A 20,153-nucleotide genomic window follows, 5' to 3' on the forward strand; every position below is an offset into this window, starting at 1 on the left:
AGAAATTTCATCCGACACGCAGGCTATGCACCAACGTGAGCGAAAACCGGTCTAAGCTGCGGAAACGGATCGACAGTCAGCATCGAGGGAAGTGTCTTCAACGTGAAGACGCGTCCATCCGTATGTCGAACAACCGGTCCGAGCGCATCTTTGGTGCGGCGCCAGCCGAGACCTGCCAACACTGCAAACACTGGGATTCCGCCGAGGCGCGCACCTTCCGCGCGAAGCGCATCGAAGCGTGCAGCCTTGTCGCGGGCGGTTCTCCGTCGTTCGCTTGCTTGCATTCGAGGATCGCCCGAAGCGACTGGTTGGCGTCGTAGACCACGAAGTCTGGCGCAGGTTTCACGGACAAGCCGAAATCGCGTTCAATCGCTTCCTGTTTGTCAGATCCGGTTTTGACATAAAGGATCGATTCATTACGGAACAACTCCTCGACGGCGTCTTCCAGAATGTCTCCGCGCTTTCCCGATGTCGCGTCGAGAAGCTGGCGAAATGCACCACCGTAATGTCGCTGATGAAGGAATACCGGAAATGGGACATTATCGGTCGCAAAGTTCCGAACCGTATCCCACCCACCGATCGTGTCCGGCTTCTCCAGCTTGCTCTTCACCGATCCGGAGGGCGTGGCGAAAAGCTCGTTACGCATGGCTGCGTCGATGGTGCTCGAGAGCACTTCGACCGTTTTCCGCTGGGCAAAGCGTCCCGCTTCCATATTTTTGATGGCGTTCACACTCGCCGCCGCCATCTCGCAAAGTTCTGCCGTCATGACGGTCGCGGCGGCGAGTTCTTGCACGGTAAGGCCGAGCAGGAGCCGAAATACCAAAACTGACTCGGGCGCCTCCGAGAGCGCCACGGTCAAAGCGGCCGGATTTGTATTCTGGAACCCTTTTGTATATTCGAACGCTTTGCCGTAAGCTGTTTCGATCCGTTCGAGGCCGTACTCTTCACGCCAGTGGACGTAAGCAAAGTCCGGAGCGAGGTCGTGGACGTACACGGACTTCGCGATCGCTCCGTACACGTTCGGCTGTTGCGCTCGTCCGAAAGCTTCGGGAATCTTACGAACAAGCGCAACTCGTTTATTCCAAGAATCGGCGCTCGAAACAGCTTGGACAAGTTCTATGATGTGTTCGCTTTGCGGCACTTGATGTCGACTCAGCGCCCGTTCTCGAAACGGGTCGGAACGATCGAAGCGTATGTCGGATCGATTTCCACCAGGAGCCACCGGCGGTCGAGTCGCTCGGCAGCAAGGCCCGTCGTTCCTGTTCCGCCGAATGGATCCACAACGAGTTGTCCAGGTTGCGTCAAAAGTTTGATAAAGAACGAGGGTAGCTCGACAGGAAACCGAGCGGGGTGCTTGACCGGATTAGGGCTGAACTCCGGTTCGAGATGAAGTAGAGTGGACGGTCGAACCATATCCGGGCCGGCCTGCACTCGCTTGCGTCCTTGCCCAGACGGCGCATTTGCTCTGACGTAGTTATGAGCGAGCTTTTTCCGTCGCTCGCGATCCTTTGCGTCCCATCGTGCAGGCGAAAGGCAATTTTCTGGAAAAAACTGCCAGTCGTTCGTTTTTGAAAATTGGAAGCAGTACTCGACTGCATCTTTCAGGAAGCGATTGAACTTTCCGGGTGGGGGAGAAGGTTTTCCCCAAATGAAGTCCTCGCAGAAGAGAAATCCTTGCTCTCGGAGCCAAAAGATCATCTCGTACTGAAGCACCCCGCGTTCTGCGCCCCTCCGTTTCGAGCGATAGTTCAAGACGAAGCTTCCGTGCGGCTTCAAAGTGCGCAGGATTTCGGCGCTCACTGCCATAAAGAAATCCCGATACCAATCTCTCTCATATTTCTCTCCGTTTCCATATTTTGGTTGTCCGTCGTATGGCGGAGATGTGACGAAAAGATCGACACTGTTCGCCGGCAGCGATTTCAGCGTCTGCAAACAATCACCCAGGATCAAGGAACCACGCTCGGTCTCGAAGAAGGGCGCGTCGAGTGGGCTGACAACCGAAACGCGTTTCCCGCGTTTCCTCTGGTGTTCCGTGAATTGTTCGACGGCTGTCTCTGTCACTTTAGCCCCACTTGATTTCGGCGGACCATGAGTCTTGGGGACTGGAAGGTCAAGGCCCAGCCCACACGCCGCGCCCCTCGGTACGCTGACTCGCCGAAACCATTTTGTTCATGAAGTGTTCCTGCGTCAAGGCGAAGCATACACACGTCGACTCGGCCACTCGCAAATCCGCGGCGAGCGTGACGTTGCGAATCTCCCGTCCCGGCCGCGGACGTCGCGGCGCGGGGCCTGTCTACGACGGTCGCGCCCGGGAGCCAATGTCCGGAGCGGATGTGCGGACGACGGCACCACCCGGTCGGCGGCGCCGCGCGCCGTCACCCCGTCGCGCCGAGGATCGCCTTCACCTCGAGATACTCCTCGAAGCCGAACACGCCGAACTCGCGGCCGTTGCCGGACTGCTTGTAGCCGCCGAACGGCAGGCTGCGGTCGAAGGCGGCGCCGTTGAGGTAGACGCGCCCCGCCCGGATGCGCTCGGCGACCCGGCGTGCCCGCGCGGCGTCGCGCGACTGCACGAAGCCGGCGAGCCCGAACGGCGTGTCGTTGGCGATGGCGATCGCCTCGTCCTCGCCGTCGTAGCTCATGATCGACAGCACGGGACCGAAGATCTCCTCCCACGCGATGCGCATGGCGGGCGTCACGTCGCCGAACACGGTCGGGCGCACGTAGAAGCCGCGATTCAGATCCGCGGGACGGCCGGGACCGCCGGCGACCAGGGTCGCGCCCTCGTCGAGGCCGGACCGGATCAGCTCCTGCACCTTGTCGAACTGGGCGCGGCTCGCCAGCGGCCCCATGGTGGTCGCCTCGTCCCGCGGATCGCCGAGCCGGATCGTCGCGATCGCGCGGTGCGCCGCCGCGAAGGCGGCCTCGCGGCCCCCCCGCGGGATCAGCATGCGGGTCGGCGATTGGCAGTTCTGCCCGCCGTTGGTGTTGCAGGCATGGACGCCGGCCGTCACGGCGGCGTCGAGATCGGCGTCGTCCAGGATGATGTTGGCCGACTTACCGCCGAGCTCCTGGGCGACGCGCTTGACCGTGTCGGCGGCGAGCTTGGCGACCCTGATGCCGGCCGCGGTCGAGCCCGTGAACGACACCATGTCGATCTCGGGATGCGCCGCGATCGCCTCGCCGACCGTCGGCCCGTCGCCGTTGACCAGATTGAGCACGCCGGCCGGCACGCCGGCCGCATCGACGATCTCGGCCAGCATCATGGCGCTGAGCGGCGCGATCTCGCTCGGCTTCAGCACGACGGTGCAGCCGGCGGCGAGCGCCGGGGCGAGCTTCGAGGCGACCTGATTGAGCGGCCAGTTCCACGGCGTGATCAGGCCGCAGACGCCGATCGGCTCGCGCCGCACGATCCCGGCGCCCATCGGCTCCTCGAAGCGGTACTGCGCCAGCACGCGCGCCGCCTCCTCGAAATGATAGAGCGCGACGGTCGCCTGTCGCTCGGTCGCGAACGTGATGGGCGCGCCCATCTCGCGCGTCATCATCAGGGCGAGGTCGCCCAGACGTGATCTGAAGCCCGCGATGATTCGTTCGAGCCAGCCGAGGCGCTCGGCGACCGGCGTTTCGGAAGAGATCGCGAAGGCGCGCCGTGCCGCCGCCGCGGCCCAATTCACGTCCTCGGCCGTGCCGAGCCGGATCTCCGCGAACATCTCCTCGGTCGCCGGGTCGACGATGCCGAGCCGCGCCGTGCCGGCCGGCTCCACCCAGCGTCCCTCGATGTAAATCTTGGAGGTGTCCATCGCTTCCGTCCGTCGCGCCGCCCCGCGGCCGTCGTGGTCTCGCCGGCGACGCTAGCCGAAGCGCAGCGCCGGCCGACCCGCGATTCCCCGCATTCCGCGATGTGGAACGGCGGCACAAAGGCGCGGCGGCGTCGGTCCGCTCGTCTAAGCTCCTCTCAAAACAATGCCGCCGCGGCACCGCCGCCCGGCCCGGGAGGACGCCATGAGCCGTCGCATCACACGACGCCGTGTGCTCGCCATCGCGGCGGCGAGTCTGGTCGCGAAGCCCGCGATCCTGCGGGCCGAGACCTGGCCGTCGCGGCCCGTGACGCTCGTCATGCCGTTCGCGGCCGGCGGCGGCACGGACCTCTTGGCGCGCGCGCTCGCCCAGGATCTCGGCGAGCGGCTCGGCCAGCAGGTCGTCGTCGACAACCGCGCCGGCGCCGGCGGCAACATCGCCGCGACCTTCGTGGCCAAGGCGCCGCCCGACGGCTACACGATCATGTTCGGCACGCCCGGGCCGCTCGCCAACAACAAGCTGATGTACAAGAGCCTGGGGTTCGATCCGGAGCGCGCCTTCGCGCCGGTCGTGCTGATCGCCAAGTCGCCCCTCATCGTCGCGGCGCGGCTCGGCCTGCCCGTCAAGGATCTCGCCGAGCTGAAGGCCTATGCGGGCGCCCATCCCGGCAAGCTGAATGTCGGCGTGCCGGGCAACGGGACGCTCGGGCACATCACCTCGGTGCTGCTGCAGCAGGCGCTCGGCGTGAAGATGGCGAGCGTGCCGTATCGCGGCACCGCGCCGGTGGTGAACGATCTGCTCGGCGATCAGGTCGATCTCGCCATGGACTTCATGCCGTCCTACGTGCCGCTGGTGCGCGACGGTCGCATCCGCGCGCTCGCCGTCACGACGTCGCAGCGCGCCCCCGACCTGCCGGACGTGAAGACCGTGCAGGAGGCGGGCGTGCCCGGCTTCGAGGCGACGGCGTGGTACGCGCTCGCGGCGCCGACCGGCACGCCGTCCGACGTCGTCGACAAGCTCAACGCCGCGACCAACGCCTTCCTGAAGAGCCCGAAGGGCCAGGAGGCGCTGGCCCAGCTCAGCATGCAGGCGGTCGGCGGCACACCGGCCGAGCTGAAGACCTTCATCACGGCCGAGCTCGAGAAATGGGGACCGGTCGTGAAGGAGGCGAACATCTCGATGTGACCTCTCGCTCGCGGGCGCGCGCGTGAAACAGACCGCGGTCAGGCGCTCGCGCCGGTGCGCGGGCGACCGTCGGCCGGCGCCGGGCGCGCATTCATGGAGCCGGCGGAGGACCGATGCCGCGTTATCTCGAGGACTTCCACGAGGGCGAGATCTGGCACAGCGCGCCCGTCGTGCTCGGCGAGGACGAGATCGTCGCCTATGCGACGGCGAACGATCCGCAGCCGATCCATGTCGACAAGGCGGCCGCGCAAGCCGGGCCGTTCGGCGGCCTCATCGCCAGCGGCTGGCAGATCGCCGCGCTGTCGATGCGGCTGTTCGTCGAGGCCGGCGGGCACGGCGATTCGCCGATCGTCGGCATCGGCATCGACGAGCTGCGCTGGAGGCAGGTGGTGCGCCCCGGTGACACGCTGCGCACCGTCCGCGAGATCGTCTCGGTGACCCGCTCCGCCTCCAAGCCGGACCGCGGCACCATCAAGACCCGGGTCACCGTCCTCAACCAGCGCGACGAGCCGGTGATGACCTACATGGCCCTCGGCCAGGTGCGGGCCCGGACGACCGCCGCGGCGCAGACCTGACAGCCCGCGCCCGAGACGCCCCGCGTCCCCCCGGCACGGCGCCGGGCGAGCATCGATCGACTTGATTCAACTGAGGAAAAGGCTGGTGCCGCAAGAGGGATCAGAACTTGCCACCTAACTCATTGAAAATATGGTGAGATTTCAGAGATACCAACACGGTACCTGCACCCCTACCAACAGTTCGCTTCCCTCGGCGACGGATCGTTACGCCCGCCATGCGGGTGAATATGCCAGGGCGCGCCCCGCCCGGCAGCCCCTCACCAGCCCCGACCCGAGCAGGGCGACGGCCGTTGACGGCGCGCCAGCGGCGGGCGATCGAGGGCCGCACGAACCACGGGAGGCACGATGCCCGGAAGACGTAGGCGACGGGTGCCACGAGGGATGCGCGAGGAACGGAAACTCGCGTGGCATCAGCAAAAGGAAGTCGAGCAACGGTGGCGGGATCGCCAGTTCGGCAGTCAGGGGCCGGCGAGCGAGTGCCGGCGGCTCGACCCTCAGACCATGCTGCCGATCGGGATCATCCCCCGCGAGGGCGACCAGCCGGCGGGCGGGGGCGGCACGCCCTGAAACGAGAGAGGGGCCGACTTGCGCCGACCCCCTCGATACCATGCCATGCCGTGACTGCCGCACCGCGCCGCGCCCGACCTCACCTGACCAGAACCAGCCGCGCCACACCTTGCCTTGCTACGCCGCGCCCGACCAGACCCCGCCTTGCCGGGCCACAATGGTCAAATGATCGCGCCGGTCGGGCCGCGATGCAACCCCACCCCGCCCTCGCGAGAAGCCGCCAGCGGGGCCGCTGAGACGCCTTCGGGCGCACCGCCCTCACCCACGAGCCAAGCCGCAGAACTCACCAGCGGCGGCCGCAGCGGCGGGGCGGGCGATTTGGAGAACATGGGCGATCGGGCGTAGCATTGTGGGGCCGGCGACCAGTGGCCACCGCCGGCAAAGCGCCCGTCCAGGCGCGTCAACACCTGGACGGGCTGACGGCCACAGCTCCGGAAGAGGAAACCAGACATGACCGCCACGACCACCACTACCACCACGACCCCGACCGCCGCCACCGGCACCGCCTCGACCTTCGCCGCGGCGCTCGCGACCTTCCGCGCCACCGAAGGCGCGATCGAGGCATCACGGCACGCCCCCGACAGCGTGTTTGATCCTCTGGTCGAAGCGAACAACGCGGCCCGCGAAGCCCTCTTGCGGGAGCCCGCACAGTCGCTCGCCGAGCTGGCGACCAAGCTCCATGCGCTCGCGGACCTCGCGCAAACCGTCATCGTCGCGCCGTCGGCCGACCCCACCTTCGCCGAGATCGCGAGCGTGATCCGTCAGGACGTTGCTCGGTTGCTCCCGACTTCCTGATCAGGTCGACCAGCTCGACCAGCACGCACGCGGGGCCGCCCTTCGGGGCGGCTCTTCTCGTTCTGACAGGAAGACGCAGAGGGCGCCGTGGACGCGCCGAGGGCGCCGGAGCTGGGGCGATAGCCGGAAGAGGCGGGAAGCTCACCAGGGCCGCCGCAGCGGCCTGGGGGCGGGATGCGGGGCCGCCGTCGCAGGTCGCCGCTGGTTCATCCGCAGTCGACAACCGCGAGGCGGGCCGCGTGGCCGAATATGGTGGCGGCGGGGGATGCTGTCCAGAAGGGGGCGGCGGCGACGCGGCGCGCCGGTCGTGGGTTTCGCGCGCATGGTGGCCACGCCACCGCCGCGGACCAGAATGCACACCACGAACCCGGACGCCAGCGACGGGCGGCGCATGTCCGACCCGCGCGCACAAAAAAAGGCGCCCCTCACGGGGCGCCCTGAGATCGGCCGCGACGACGTGATCAGACCCGTCGCGGGTAATCGCTGAGCGAGTTCCACGCGGTCCTCGATCCTGCCGCCGGCTTGGCGCCGCCGCCACCAGCCGCAGCCGCCGGGGCCGGCGCGATCCGCGGCGCCACCACGGGCGAGGCGCGCATGCCCGACAGCCTGTTCATGCGGGCTTCGAACTCGGCGAGCTGGCGGTTTGCCTCTTCGATCCCGGCGAGGCTGATCGTCGGCGCCACCGTCTTCGCCCCGACCCGATCGAGCTTCCGGCCGGCGTCATCCGCCGCCGCCCCAAGCTCTCTCACCTTCTCGATCGGGACGGCGGGGACCACACCAGGGCGGGGCGCGGCGGCCGGCGTCGTGCCCGTGAAGGGTGCGGCCGGACGGACACCAGAGCGGCCCGGAGCCCCGGCCGGCGCGCTGTCATCGAACCCCATGGGCGGCACAGTCGGCGGCAGCGGCGTGGCGCGCCCGATCTTGGGATCAGTGAGCCCCGGCACCCGAGAGCGGCGGCGTTCCAGCTCGGCACGCCGGGCTTGTAGCGCCTCGTCTTCCTTCGTGATCACCGGCACATGCTGTTGAAGCCGCAGCGCCTCTAGATCGAGCCGGGCACGCTCCCGTTCCAGGCGAGCGGTTTCGAGCTGGCCCCGGAGCCTGTCGGCCGTCCACTTCGCGAACGGGCGGCCCGCCTTCTGCTCACGTTCGGCGGCGGCGAGGCGTTCCTCGATCCGGCGCGCGTTCTCTTCCGCCGCGCGGGCGCGGTGCTCCGCAGTCTGCTCCGCATGCTGGCGCCAGAGGTCACGATCGGCCGCGGCCCGCCCCTCCGGGGTCGCGACCTTGTTGAGCGCGTCGGAGACCGCATTGAGCCGGTCCGTGATCCGCCCCAGCATGGTCGACACGCCCGCAGCGTCCGCCGCGCGCCCCATGCTGGCCCATGCTGCCGACCAGCTATCGGAGAGGCGTTGGATTGACGCCGCGGCATCGTTCGTGAACGTGATCACGTCGCGATCGACGGTGCCCAGCGCCTTCGTGCGGATGTCCTCCCGGAGCTTCTGGCGCTCCTGACGATACCGAATGATCGCAGAGACCGCGTTCCGGCTGTCGATCTCGCCAAAGAACTTGGGAAGCTGAGACAGGTCGCCCTTCGTCGCCTTCTCGGTCAGCTCGGCGATCACGTCGAACAGGTTCCGGCCTTCCTTCTGGCCTTTCTTCAAGCCCTCTTCGAGATCGACGCCGGCTTCCCTGAAATTCTTCTGCACGTCCTTCGAAAAGACCTTCGCGAGCAGATCGCGCACACCGTTGAACGCCTGCTCACTGTTTCCAGTCTGCTTCCTGACGATCTGAAGCGTAGAGAAGAGGTCGCTCAGGCTGTCGACGCCGGTCTGGCCCGCATTGTTCCACGCCGCGGCGAGCGACGGGATGAAGGCGGCCATGTCTCGCAACTCGAACTGGCCCGCCTTGCCGGCATACGCCATGCGGTCGAAGGCGATCTGCATCTCACGAGCTGAAATCTTCAGATTGCTCGCCATGGCGCCGGCAGACTTCGCCACGTCCTCCGTGGTCGCGCCCGACGCTTGCGCCGTCGCCACGATCGGCCGCATCAGGGCGACAGCGTCGGTCAGGCTCATGCCCTGAGCGATCAGAGCCTCGAACCCCTTGGTCGCATCAGCCTGAGCGATCCCGTACTGACCGGCGAGCGCGATCACCTGACGGCGGGCCTCGGCGACCTTCTCGGCAGACGCTTCGGCCGTGGTGGCGATGCGCGACCACATCCGGTCCGTGTCCGCGTACTCTTTGAAGCCCCTCGTGGCTTGCCTGCCCAGCGCGTACCCGCCGACCCCACCGAGCAGCATGCGCATGTTCGGAGCGATCGGCATCAGACCGCCGTCGCGCGCGGCAGCGGCGCCGAGCCCACGCCGGCCGACCAGGGTTCCGTTGACGCCCTTCGCGGCGGCCTGGACACCCCGGAGCGCGGCAGCAATGTTCTTCGCCGGGCCGGACGCTTGGTCCACCAGCTTGATGACGATTTCGGCAGAACGTGCGGCCATGCTAGAGCCCCCTTCTGATCACTTCGGCGGCGCCGACGCGGTGCGCATCGACCAAGCCGCGGGTCCAAACATTCGACTTCATGGGCGGGTGCGCCAACACCGTCCACTCGGCCCTCGCCCATTCTAACGGGCATTCGGCCAGCCGCTCGATCTCGGCTGCAACGGCCGACCATGGCACCGGCGTCTCGTTCCCGGCGAGAGCGTGGCCGTGCGGGTCGTGATGTAGGACGGCGACCCAGAACAACCCATCCATCGTGCTCGGCGAGGCGATCGCCGCGGTGCGGCTCACGTCGTCGCCGATCGTGATGCTGATGACGACGGCGTGTTCGGCCGGCGGCATGTGGAGCGCGAACAAGCGATCGACCGGCGGCGCGGCGTCGAGCCGCTCCCGCTCTTCACGCATCTCGTCGGCCAGCCGGCGGAAGGCGCGCGCGACGGCGTCCCACAGGGCGGCGCGGTGCTCGCGGTAGTGATCAGGTTCCGGCATCGGCTTCCCCTCGCATCTCCCGGGCCGCCTGCTCGGCGGCGCGCTTCTCAAATTCTTGGCTCATGCGTTCGCGAAGTCGGTAGACCGCCTCGTCGACCTTCCGCCTGAGGGCGAGATCGCGACCGCCGATCGCGGCGGGCAGCTCATGGAGTCCGGCGATGAAATGGCCGGCGATCTCCGTGCAGAATTCTTCATGGTCGGACCGTTCCATGAACCGGCCTTCGAATTGCGCAACTTTGAGCCGCGCGAGGCGGACTTGCGCGTCGCGAAGCTCGGCGTTCACGGCCGACACGCTCGCCTTGGCTCCGGGCCTCTTCAGATGACGGACGTAGCGCGGCACCGCGTCGGTCGCGTCGAAGCGGCCATCCGGCAGCCGGGCGATGATCCCCTCGGCGGCGAGCTTGCTGACTGCCTGCCGCGTGATGCCGAGCAGGCTGCCAAGGCTGGTTGCGGTCATCACGAGGGGCTTGGACTTCGGTTTTCTGGGCTGTTTCATTGCATCCCCGCAACGGAACCTGAAGTTTTCGGGCCTCGAATATGCTCAAAAGCCGGGCTGCGGCGGCCGGGCGGCTCAGAGTGTGTCCTTACGGTCCCTAGTGTGCCCCCCCATGCCACACCAAGCCCTTCCCGCGCCCGTCTGCTCGCACTTCGCGATGCTGCCTCGTGTTGCTGCCCGGCGCGCGGGGGCGCGCCTGCGACCTCGGCAGAACCATGGCGGTGCGGGCGCCGTGCCGTCCCGTTCCCCCTCCGAGCTGAGAGACCCCGTTCGGGATCTGTGAGCTGGGCTGAGGCGGGAGAGAGGGGGCGAGCTGGGGTGTGCCTCGCCGGGCTGTCCGTGGTGTCGCCGGCATGCTGGCGCACCTGCTCGGCGATCGTGGTGTGCTGCTTCGAAGTCGAAGAGGCGGCCGGGGGCGAGCAGACCGACCCCCGGCCGCCGCGCCGCCCCACCGGTTCGAGGCACGGTGTGGGATGGGCGGCACAAGGCGAGCGCCGGAAGCCGACGGCGCCGCCTGTTCGATTGCCCCGCCGGAGATCGTAGGCAGGGCGGACATGATCACAGACCCCGGCGGGCCGCAGCGCGGTCGCGGGCTTCCGACCAGATGTCGGCCGTGCTGGCCGTGGCCGCGCTGCTCGGCTCGGCGGGCTCGGGCTCGGGCCGGCGGGCGCCGCAGCGGCGGGTGTTCGCCTCCTCCACGATCGGTCCCCAGATCGAGGACGGCGCGGCAGCCGCGGTGCCGTCCACGATGCCGAGTGCGGCCTCGGCGGCGGCCAGCTCGGTATCCAGGCGGGCGACCTCGGCAGCGTCGCCCCGGAGCCTCGCGTCCATGTACTTCTGCCGGAGCGCGGCGAGGCGGGCGTGGTGGTCAGCGGTCATGTGTAGAACCTCTCTGTTGTGATCGCGGTCGGGCGGGCCGCTCAACTCCCGCCCGACCGCCGCACGGCATCAGCCGCGCGCGGCCGTCAGCCACGGCCGGAACGCTTCGACTTCCCCTTGTAGCGGGCCGCCTCGTCGCGGATGCCGTCGTCGACGTCGGGCACGCCCCCCTGCACCTCGTCGCCGAAGCCGGCCGGGCCGTGCGCGCCGACGTGATCAGAACCAGCGTGGAGCGCCGGAGCGGGCCTCGTGCCGAGCACGGCGGCGGCCTCGACACCACCGCCGGCCCCGACCAGCCCACCGGCGTCACCCCGGGCGGCGGCGATGCCCGCGGCGGCGGCGCGGTTCCGGTCGACCGCGTCGAGCCCCATGGCCGGGTGATGACGGGGCGGCGGCTCCCAGCCGGTGATCTGCGCCGGCCTCGGCGGATCGGCCGCGACCTTCACGTCGACCTCTTCGACCATCAGCACGGCTCTCACGTCAGCGTCGACCCGGCGCCTGACACTGCTGCCGGTCTGCTCGATCTGGCGGGCGATGGCTTCCTCTTCGCGCTCGACCGCGAGCTGATCACGCTCGATCGTCGCGAGCGCTTCGGCGCGCTCGGCGTCGGACAGGGCGGCGGCGTCGTCGCTGATCTCGGCGACCTCGCGGTCCAGTGCGGCGAGAAGCTGGTCCTTGCAGACCCACGCGAGCAGCGCGACCACGTCGACCTCGCCGGTGTTCCTGTTCCTCGCGAACTCGACCACATTCGCCAACTCGCCACCGCCGACCTCGACCGCGTGGGTCACGTCCGGCCTGCCGCGCTCGGCGATCCGGTCGATCTCTCGCCGGATCAGCTCGCGGGCGGCGGCGCTCGGACGCGGCGCCGATCTCACACGGTGCGCGTCGGCGACCAACTCACGAAGGCGGCGGCGGCGGCCTTCGAGGGCTCCATGCAGATCGGAGTTCGGGATCGTCGGCGCCTCGATCGCGAGGTCGCGAAAGCCCTTACCGCGCGGGGCTTCGAGCACGAAATCGGCGAGCCTGCGCACGAGACCGGCGACCTCCTGCCAGCGCTCGGTCGCCCTGTCACGCTGCTCGGCGATGCCGGCGGCACGCTTCGCAATCACGTCGACCTCGCGCCGAAGCTCGGCGACGGCGGCGTGGTCGCGCGCCTTCTCGCGATCGGCGATCTGATAGGAGCGCGCACGGCTTAATTTATCGCGCTCGTCGATCGTCTCGCGGAATTTACGGTTGAGGGCGTCGACGGCCCCCCAGCGCTCTTGCGCCTGCTCGGCGAGCGACCGGAACGCCTCGGCGGCCCTCGGCGGGAGACGCTTCAGCACATCCTCGACTTCACGATCATCCATTGATTTTGCCTCCTGTGCTGATCGCCAGAATGGCGGCGACCGTTGGCCATGAAAACCGCGAAGTGATCAGGTCGCGATGATGCGGCGGATGTGCCGCGCCGACAGGTCGCGGTCGCAGACCTTCAGGACGCACCACGCCAGCTCCGCCGGCCGACCGCGATGCCTCTGCGGGCACTCGTCGGCGGTTCTCTCGCGCGTCCAAGCGGCGGCGCGGTAGCGTGTCAGCTCGCGGGCGATCGTCTCGGCGGCGGCAAGGGCCGAAGCGTCGGACAGGAAGGCGTCGCGCCACTGGCGCACGAGCCGATCACGGGTGGCCAGCCGCGCCAGCGTGCTCGGCAGCCGCTTCCCTCGTCCGCGAGGCGCCCCGATCGGCACCGCCGTGGCGGGGCTCCGGGCCGCGCTGGTGATGGCTTCGCTCTCGGGCACGTCAGCCCCGCCCACGCCATCCAGACGCACAGACGGCCGCGCCAGCGGCACCGCACCGGCATCGTCGGGGGGCTCGACCAGGGCGGCGGACCTGATCACTTCCCGCTACTCCGGCGCGACACCGGACTCGGTCTGACTGTCGCCGTGCCGCCAACGCTCCTCGGGCGGAGTCGCATCGTAGAGGCGACGGAGGGCCATAAGGCGCTCGACACCGCTCATGTTATCCCAGACGCCGGCGCGAGCGGCCTCGTCGGCGTCGCTCCCGATCTCGACTTGATCGTCGGAGTCGGCCTGCTCGCCGGGATCGTCCTGCTCGTCCGGGCCGATCTCGTCGTCGAGGTCGTTCCTCGCGGCCTCGGCGATCACCTCGACCTCATTGCCCCAGACGGACCACCCCGGCCGCGCGGGGCCGCGGGCGAAGAGTTCAACACGCGGAAGGTCCGGCCAGAGCCGTTCGACGAACTCGTGCACGAACGACGGCTTTCGGCTGTGAACCGTCTTCTGCTCACGATGCACGCTGGGCGGCTGCGTGCCCGGGAGCGGGGCCGGGAAGTTGCCGCGCACCCCGACGAGCACCAGCTCGTGCGCTCCACGGAACCAGTGGCCGGTGCCGGCGACCTGCTTGTCCCAAACCGCATGAGTGCGATACTCGAAACCCCAGCTCGTAAGCACGCGCAACGCCTCAGGAAGCAGCGGCGCAGTGCACCACAGTAGAAGCAGCGCGTCGTCGGCCGCGAGGCGATCGACCGGCAGTTCGCAAATCTCGTCGATCGACATGACGGGATAGTGGCTGTCGATCCGCCGCGCGTCGCCGGGCGAGCCGCCGGTGTAGTACCAGGGCGGGTCCGCATAGATGACGCTGTAACGCTCGCCGAGCATGAAGTCGGGGTTGTTCTTCGCCTTCGCCGCGACGGCGGCGAGCCGCTGGTTTCGGGAGGTGGCGAGTCGCTCGGCGCGGATGCGCTTCGCTTCGGCGAGAATTTCATCAGGACCGCGCGCCACGATCTCGACCTGCTCGCCGGCCGGCAGCTTCGCCACTTCGGCGGCGACGGACACGACAACCTCGCCCCGTTGGACGGCCTCAACAAGCGCCGGGGTGCCATCGGTCACGACCTCGCGGGCGGTGCGGACGGTCCGTTCCGACACATTCGCGAGCGTCGCCGCTTGCGCCTGAGTCGGCACGTCGGCAAAATTGCCGACCTGACGCTGACCATCCCGGAGCGTCGCCAGCTTCGCCGCGAACATCGCCCTCTGACTGACGGTCAGATGGCGTCGAGTCAGGTTGCGGCTGACCACGTACGTCACCGCCTCGGCATGCGTGCCCGTGAACTCCACGTAGCGGCACGTCACGCCAGCCGTTCGGCACGCCCGTTGGCGATTGCGGCCGTCGAGAATCCGATCTTCGAACACCACCACGGGCTCGATCAGCCCGTTTCGCTTGATGTCGGACTCCAACTCGGCAACCTCGCCGTATTCCAGCATCGGCAGAACATTCGCGATTTCGTGTCCCAGAAGCCGCATCCGCTCAGGCTCGGTCTCGGTCCAGGTCCGCCCCCACATCGGCGCGCCGTTGTTCATCTCGCTCGTCATTGCTTTCCTCGCTTCGCGTCACCTGCCCGACCGCCTCGCGCGGCCGGGCATCGAGATCGGTCGCGGGCGCCGGACGGCGGGCGGCGGACGAGGGCGGTGCGCATGGTGCGGCTCCGGGTCAGAACGGGCAGTCGTCGTCGGCGTCGGACGGTATCGCCGTGTAGGGCGAGGGCCGATCGAGGATCGCATCCACGTCGTCCCGAAGGTCCGAGAGAGCGACGAGTCGGTCGGCGAGACGATCCAGCTCGATCGCAGCGAGTCGGCAGGCGTCGATGACCACGGCCGGCGGCGGGCGCCGCCTCTCAGTCCGGAGCAACTTCCGGAGCGCGATGGCGAGCGCAGCCGGCGAGACCATCACGGGGTCCGCGAGATCGAGATCATCGACCGCGTCTCGGCCGGTCAGCATGCCGACCAGGACGCCGATGTAGCGCTCATTGCCTTCGGTCGGCTCGGCGCCGATCAGGCGGAGAAAGTCGGCGAGAGCGGCGGCAGCGTCGTCGGGCGACAACGTCGCGCTACAGGCGTCGTGCAGGCTACCGCGAAGCGCGGCGATCTCACGGAAGTCGGGGATCCGGGAGTCGAGCAGCTTCGCCTCGTCGACGTTCTGGGCGACCACCGTGAGCCGCCGACCGGCGAGTCCCTTCGCGCTTCTCAGGATCGCCCGGACTCGCGCGACCGGCGACTCGTGAACGACGGCGATCGCTCGGAGGGACTCACTGCTCATAGTTGGACCTCACCCGATTAACGATCGCAGCCCATTTAGCGGCGTCGGAGTCGTCCTTGCCGGGCATCCGGTCGTGGCCGTTCATGTCGAGGATGACCGGCTCTCGCTTGGTGTAGGGCGCGCCCGAAGGCGCGCCGACCTCCACGAACAGACTCCGCGGGTCGCCATCGGGGACGGCATCGACCACGGGGACAGACGGGACAGGCGACGGGTTGATGTTTTGGGGTCCAAAAGTCCAATCGGGTCCAATTGGGGTAGTTTTGGACCTGCTTTTGGACTTTTCGACCCCCATGGAATTGGTCCAAAACTCGCCCCCCCCTCTTGTAGAGGGGGGCGTTGGACCATTGGGGTTGGACAGGACAATCTCGTTGGCGTCGTAGTCGAGAACGCCTTGGGCCTTCAGGAGCACAAGAGCCTGTCGGAGCTGTTCGGAGTCCGATGCCTCCGTGAAGACCCCACGCTCGCGGCCGACTCTCAGGACCAGCCGCCGATTGACCCGACCATCGGTCGCGAGTTCTTCGATCAGCGCGCGGGCCTTCATGGCCCGCGCGGCGCCGCGCATCTCGTCGATCGGCTTCGCCACCAGAGCGTGACCGCCCCGACCGAACGTCACGGGGACGATCACGAACTCGATTGCCTGCCCGACACAGGCAGCGTTCGCCTTCACCACCCGGGCGATCTTCTTTGCGTCCCCGCTAACGCTCACGACGGAGTCGGCCCGTCCTTCGATCGCATTCGACCCGCGGACACCGCCGTTGCGGCGGGCGTGGTGGATCAGCACGACGGTCGCCCCGCTCGCCGCGGCGATCCGGCCGGCGTTCGCCATCAACGGCGTCATGGCGCTCGCAGCGTTCTCGTCGGCGCCGCTGGCGGCGAGCGAGAGGTTGTCCAGGACGATCAGACGGACTCGGTGCCCCGACTGCTCGGACAGCCGACGGGCCGCGTCGACCACACGGTCGGCGTCGCTGCGGCTGGCCAAATTGACGCTGTGATCCACAATGGCCACGCGGCTGGCACCGTCGGCCGTCGTCGCGACCTTCAGGTTCCGCGCCGAGTCGCCGGCCCTTTCGAGAGCGAGCCAGAGGACGGCGCCCGACTCCACGGGGCGACCGAACCACGGCCGACCGTCGGCAACGGCGGCAGCGAGTGACGCGGCGAGGGTCGACTTTCCGGCACCCGGAGCACCGACCAGCACGGCCACGTCGCCCGCCCCGAACCAGTCGGGGACAAGCCACTGCTTCGGTGTGACGGCGGAGTCGTCGCTGAGGATCATGAACGGGAGCGGGGTCGCGCTCATCGCCGGTCGTCCACAATCTGAGGGCCGAAGCGGGCAGCGACCTCTTGCGTGACGCAGGGCGACTTGTTATTTCTTCGTCGCATCCACGCGACTCCTTTCGCTTCGCTTCTGGCCGGCGCGGCCTCGTCCACCGCGCCGGCCTTTCCATTTGATCAGACGGGCGCGACCGCCTCGGCGGCGAGCGCGGAGTCGGCGTCCTCGTCGGTGTCGTCGTCCTCGTCGGTGTCGTCGATCAAGAACTCTCGCGCGAGCGCGAGCACCGCATCCTTCGCCCCGAACTCGTCCGTCGCCTTCGTCAGAGCAGCCGCGACCCGCGACTGCACGAACACGTCCGCGACGCTCTCGGGGCGAGCGGCCGCCACCTTGCGCGCCTCGCCGAGCACGTCGGCGACCAGATCGGCCGACAGCGCGGAGTCGAGGCGGGCAACCAGCATCACGAGCATGCATCCAAGCGCGTTGCTGAACTCGGTGGGCGTGTCCGCCACGTTGTGGTGCGTCATTTTCGGGTCTCCGATGTGATTTGACGGTGCCGCGCCCGCTGGGGCGGGCGGGCGACTCAGCGGGGCGCGCCCTCGCGGGCGACCTTCTCCACGCTCTCGCGCGTGAAGCGCGCGGCGCCACGGAGGTTCACCTTGGTGATCGCGCCCTCGCGGGCCAGCTTCCACACCAGCGACCGGCCGCAGCCCAAGAGCTTCGCGGCCTCGGCCTCGCGCAAGAGCAGGGGGCGCAGATGGTCGTCCGTGACGGTCGGGCGCGCGGGCGCCTTCGCGGCGGTCGCGGCGTTCGGGGCGGTGTTGCTCATCTGATTTGCTCCGGTAAGGACAGCCGCATGGCGCGGCGTCGCGTTACAACCGGATATGAATAATGAGCACCGCGGGCGCGGTGTCTACAATCACTGCGACCTAATTATCCCGGTATTTTGCCGAGTGCGGCCGATGGTCGACGAGCGCGACCTAAATATCCCGGCTTTTTCGCGAGCCCGGGGCGCCGAGGAGTCGGGTGCGCACCGCCTTCGCCCGGACGACAGCCGCGAAACCAAGATCGTCGGCACCATGCGCGGCGTAGAACTGCTCGACCGCCAGGAGGAAGGTGGCACGGTCCCTCACGGTCGGCCGACCACCAAGACGGTCGTGTTCCTCGACGATGGTCCGGACGGCAGCGTCTCGCCGCCATGACGGCGGCTTTCGGCGCGATCCGGCGAGCGCGATCGCGCGATCGACATGCAGGGCGACGATCTCAGGCCGCGGCAGACGGTCCTCGTTCAGCGCGGACGCATCGAGGGCCGCAGGCAGCCCCGCTTCATGAAGCATTTCGACCGCGTCGCGCGGCGCTTCCTGCCACGCCTTCAAGAACAGATACCTGTCGCACTTCTCGATCGCATCACGGATCCGCCGGAGGGCTTCGGCCGGCTTCGCCGGTCGCGACGTGGCTGTGTAGACGACTGCCAAGGGCTCCGGCCGGTCGGCCGGCGTCGGAGTCGGTGCGAGCCCACGCCTCTCGTTCGCCCGTGCGATGGCCTCGCGCCACATTGCCCGACCGGCGGCGACCTTCGCCGGAGTGAGCGACCGATCGCGCCGGACGGTCACGCCACGCCGCGCGAGAAGCACGGCGCGGACCGCATCGTCGATCTCGGCGACGGCCTTGCGGACCAGCGCCCCGTCCGCGTCCGGGAACCTGCCTGCCAGCCACTCGTCAAGGGGGCCGGTCGCGTACCTGCCGCACCCCGGTCGGCCGCGAGCGACTTCCTGGATCCCGGAGAGGCGGGGAGGGTCGGACATGGCGGCTCAGCCGGCCGTGCGGGCGAGCGGCAGGATGCGCCCAAGGTCGCGAAGTCGATCCAGTTCGTCGCCCCACCATTGCATCATGCGGACGCGCTCCAGCCAGTGCGCCGACCTGTCATAGACGCCGCGGACCGGGTCTTTGTGGACGTGGGCCAACTGCCGCTCGACCGCGTCCGAGGCGAAGAGGCGGGACTCGTTGAGCAGAGTGCTCGCCGTGGACCTCATTCCGTGCGCGCTGATCTCGTGCCGCTCGTATCCGAGCCGGAGCAGGGCGGCGAGCAGCGTGTTCTCGGAGATCGGCCGCTTGGGCGTGGTCGGGGACGGGAAGAGGTACTGTCCGCCGCCCGTGAGCCGGCGCAGCTCATCCAGGACCGCGAGCGCCTGCCGACTCAGCGGCACCCGATGCGGCCGGCGCATCTTCGCCTTGCTGGCCGGGATTTCCCAGACGGCCGTGGTGGCGTCGATCTCTGTCCATTCGGAAAACCGGACCTCGCCGGGCCGGGCGAATGTGTAGGAGAGGAAGAGAAGCCCAAGCCGCGTGACAGGGTTCCCGTGATAGCCATGGATCGCCCGCATGAGCTGCCCGACTGCGGCCGGTTCGATGATGGCTGGCCGGTGCGTCACACTCGGCGCCGTGAGGGCGCCAACGAGATCGGCGGCAGGATCCCGGGCGCAGTAACCGGCGGCGATCCCGAACCGGAACACGCGCGACGCCACCGACCGGGCGCGCCGGGCGCTCTCGTACTGCTCGGCTGCTTCGAACCGGCGAAGGACCGTCAGAAGCTCCGGGGCCTCGATCTCGCCGATTGGCCGGCTACCGATGCGGTCGCACAGAACCCGGAGCAGCCACGCGGTCTTTGTCCGGGTCCGGTCTGCCTTCCCCTCGGCGACCACCTTCCGGGCGAACCATTCGTCCCCGACAGACCGGAACGTCCGGGCGGCGGACTCCGCGGCCAATTTCTCCGCCTTCCGGGTCGCGGACGGGTCGATCCCGTTGGCGAGCATCCTGCGAGCTTCGGCCCGGCGCTCGCGCGCCGCGGCGAGCGGCACTTGGACCGTCCGCGACCCCGCGGTGTTGTAGGCGCCAAGGGAGAGGAGCTTCTGCTTCCCCTGCCATCGGTAGGCGAGACGCCACAGCCGCGCTCCGCCGGGCGTGACGAGAAGGTGCAGGCCCTCGCCATCGGAGAGCTTGTAGGGCTTCGTGCCGGGCTTCGCGGCCCGGATCGTGGCATCGGTTAGGGTAGGCATAGCCGGCGTCCGCTGTTGGTAGCAGCCTCGGCGGCTCGCCTCGTGTCTCGGGTTCTACCAACGCGATTACCAACAGAATGGCCGGATGCCCGCGGACAGCGACGAACCGTCACGAGGGAATATGTATGAAGAAGCCTGCGGAAATCAATGGTTAGGAGGACTGAGGCGAACGAACGCGGATTTCTGCGAACCGTATTCTGGTGCCGCAAGAGGGATTCGAACCCCCGACCCCATCATTACGAATGATGTGCTCTACCAGCTGAGCTATTGCGGCGACGCGGCTCCCTGATACTGGGCTGCGGCCGACTTGGCAAGGGAGGCGGCCGGCGGGGCAGCGGCGTTCCACGGCGCAGAATGTGAACCTCTCCGGCCGCGCCGGCCGGCGCCGCCGGGAACCGCTCCCAGGGCACCGAATCCAGGTTAACGCGTCCGATGTCCGAGGATCTGGGCGCAGTATTCGGGAT

19 protein-coding genes and 1 tRNA gene are annotated in these 20,153 nt (G+C 68.4%); 3 read left to right on the forward strand and 17 right to left on the reverse strand.

Annotated elements, in window-relative coordinates; all coding sequences use genetic code 11:
- Positions 1 to 97: 97 nt before the first annotated feature.
- From ACFSOX_RS22805 to ACFSOX_RS22815, 3 genes are all read right to left on the reverse strand, one after another.
- A complete protein-coding gene (locus ACFSOX_RS22805; RefSeq protein ID WP_378480126.1) occupies positions 98 to 1,141 on the reverse strand; it encodes a hypothetical protein in 1,044 nt (347 codons plus the stop codon).
- Between the two features lie 11 nt (positions 1,142 to 1,152).
- The gene (locus tag ACFSOX_RS22810) at positions 1,153 to 2,061 is read right to left on the reverse strand and encodes a DNA-methyltransferase (RefSeq protein ID WP_378480127.1); all 909 of its coding nucleotides are present in this window, start codon (positions 2,059 to 2,061) and stop codon (positions 1,153 to 1,155) included.
- 314 nt (positions 2,062 to 2,375) lie between these two features.
- Entirely contained in the window at positions 2,376 to 3,800 is a 1,425-nt protein-coding gene (locus ACFSOX_RS22815) for an aldehyde dehydrogenase family protein (protein WP_378480128.1), read from the reverse strand.
- Positions 3,801 to 4,002: 202 nt separating this feature from the next.
- On the opposite strand from ACFSOX_RS22815, the gene ACFSOX_RS22820 reads away from it, so the two are divergent.
- From ACFSOX_RS22820 to ACFSOX_RS22830, 3 genes are all read left to right on the forward strand, one after another.
- Entirely contained in the window at positions 4,003 to 4,983 is a 981-nt protein-coding gene (locus ACFSOX_RS22820; protein ID WP_378480129.1) for a Bug family tripartite tricarboxylate transporter substrate binding protein, read from the forward strand.
- A gap of 113 nt (positions 4,984 to 5,096) precedes the next feature.
- Complete coding sequence (locus ACFSOX_RS22825; protein ID WP_378480130.1) at positions 5,097 to 5,558, forward strand: MaoC family dehydratase; 462 nt, start codon at positions 5,097 to 5,099, stop codon at positions 5,556 to 5,558.
- A gap of 1,017 nt (positions 5,559 to 6,575) precedes the next feature.
- Positions 6,576 to 6,920: a hypothetical protein gene (locus ACFSOX_RS22830; protein ID WP_378480131.1), complete on the forward strand. Its 345-nt coding sequence runs from the start codon at positions 6,576 to 6,578 to the stop codon at positions 6,918 to 6,920.
- A 461-nt stretch (positions 6,921 to 7,381) separates the two neighbouring features.
- On the opposite strand, the gene ACFSOX_RS22835 is transcribed toward ACFSOX_RS22830, so the two are convergent.
- The 14 genes from ACFSOX_RS22835 to ACFSOX_RS22900 form a co-directional block, all read right to left on the reverse strand.
- Positions 7,382 to 9,412, reverse strand: a complete 2,031-nt coding sequence (locus tag ACFSOX_RS22835; RefSeq protein WP_378480132.1) for a phage tail tape measure protein — start codon at positions 9,410 to 9,412, stop codon at positions 7,382 to 7,384.
- A 1-nt stretch (position 9,413) separates the two neighbouring features.
- Positions 9,414 to 9,899 (reverse strand): hypothetical protein, encoded by a 486-nt coding sequence (locus tag ACFSOX_RS22840; protein WP_378480133.1) that lies wholly within the window; start codon positions 9,897 to 9,899, stop codon positions 9,414 to 9,416.
- Positions 9,886 to 10,356: a hypothetical protein gene (locus tag ACFSOX_RS22845; RefSeq protein WP_378480134.1), complete on the reverse strand. Its 471-nt coding sequence runs from the start codon at positions 10,354 to 10,356 to the stop codon at positions 9,886 to 9,888. Before ACFSOX_RS22845 ends, ACFSOX_RS22840 begins: the two co-directional genes overlap by 14 nt.
- Before the next feature lie 597 nt (positions 10,357 to 10,953).
- Positions 10,954 to 11,274: a hypothetical protein gene (locus ACFSOX_RS22850; protein WP_378480135.1), complete on the reverse strand. Its 321-nt coding sequence runs from the start codon at positions 11,272 to 11,274 to the stop codon at positions 10,954 to 10,956.
- 86 nt (positions 11,275 to 11,360) lie between these two features.
- The gene (locus tag ACFSOX_RS22855) at positions 11,361 to 12,623 is read right to left on the reverse strand and encodes a hypothetical protein (RefSeq protein WP_378480136.1); all 1,263 of its coding nucleotides are present in this window, start codon (positions 12,621 to 12,623) and stop codon (positions 11,361 to 11,363) included.
- A 66-nt stretch (positions 12,624 to 12,689) separates the two neighbouring features.
- Positions 12,690 to 13,049: a hypothetical protein gene (locus ACFSOX_RS22860; protein WP_378480137.1), complete on the reverse strand. Its 360-nt coding sequence runs from the start codon at positions 13,047 to 13,049 to the stop codon at positions 12,690 to 12,692.
- Between the two features lie 105 nt (positions 13,050 to 13,154).
- Complete coding sequence (locus tag ACFSOX_RS22865; RefSeq protein ID WP_378480138.1) at positions 13,155 to 14,639, reverse strand: MT-A70 family methyltransferase; 1,485 nt, start codon at positions 14,637 to 14,639, stop codon at positions 13,155 to 13,157.
- Positions 14,640 to 14,757: 118 nt separating this feature from the next.
- Complete coding sequence (locus ACFSOX_RS22870) at positions 14,758 to 15,255, reverse strand: hypothetical protein (RefSeq protein ID WP_378480139.1); 498 nt, start codon at positions 15,253 to 15,255, stop codon at positions 14,758 to 14,760.
- Positions 15,256 to 15,352: 97 nt separating this feature from the next.
- A complete protein-coding gene (locus ACFSOX_RS22875) occupies positions 15,353 to 16,660 on the reverse strand; it encodes an AAA family ATPase (RefSeq protein WP_378480140.1) in 1,308 nt (435 codons plus the stop codon).
- A gap of 152 nt (positions 16,661 to 16,812) precedes the next feature.
- Positions 16,813 to 17,160: a hypothetical protein gene (locus ACFSOX_RS22880; RefSeq protein WP_378480141.1), complete on the reverse strand. Its 348-nt coding sequence runs from the start codon at positions 17,158 to 17,160 to the stop codon at positions 16,813 to 16,815.
- 56 nt (positions 17,161 to 17,216) lie between these two features.
- Complete coding sequence (locus ACFSOX_RS22885) at positions 17,217 to 17,462, reverse strand: helix-turn-helix domain-containing protein (protein WP_378480142.1); 246 nt, start codon at positions 17,460 to 17,462, stop codon at positions 17,217 to 17,219.
- A 151-nt stretch (positions 17,463 to 17,613) separates the two neighbouring features.
- Complete coding sequence (locus ACFSOX_RS22890) at positions 17,614 to 18,438, reverse strand: hypothetical protein (protein WP_378480143.1); 825 nt, start codon at positions 18,436 to 18,438, stop codon at positions 17,614 to 17,616.
- A 6-nt stretch (positions 18,439 to 18,444) separates the two neighbouring features.
- Complete coding sequence (locus tag ACFSOX_RS22895; RefSeq protein ID WP_378480144.1) at positions 18,445 to 19,689, reverse strand: tyrosine-type recombinase/integrase; 1,245 nt, start codon at positions 19,687 to 19,689, stop codon at positions 18,445 to 18,447.
- A 198-nt stretch (positions 19,690 to 19,887) separates the two neighbouring features.
- Positions 19,888 to 19,963: transfer RNA gene (locus ACFSOX_RS22900), tRNA-Thr, on the reverse strand.
- Positions 19,964 to 20,153: the final 190 nt, after the last annotated feature.

The organism is Rhodoplanes azumiensis, assembly GCF_042682915.1.
Classification (GTDB): Bacteria; Pseudomonadota; Alphaproteobacteria; order Rhizobiales; family Xanthobacteraceae; genus Rhodoplanes; species Rhodoplanes azumiensis.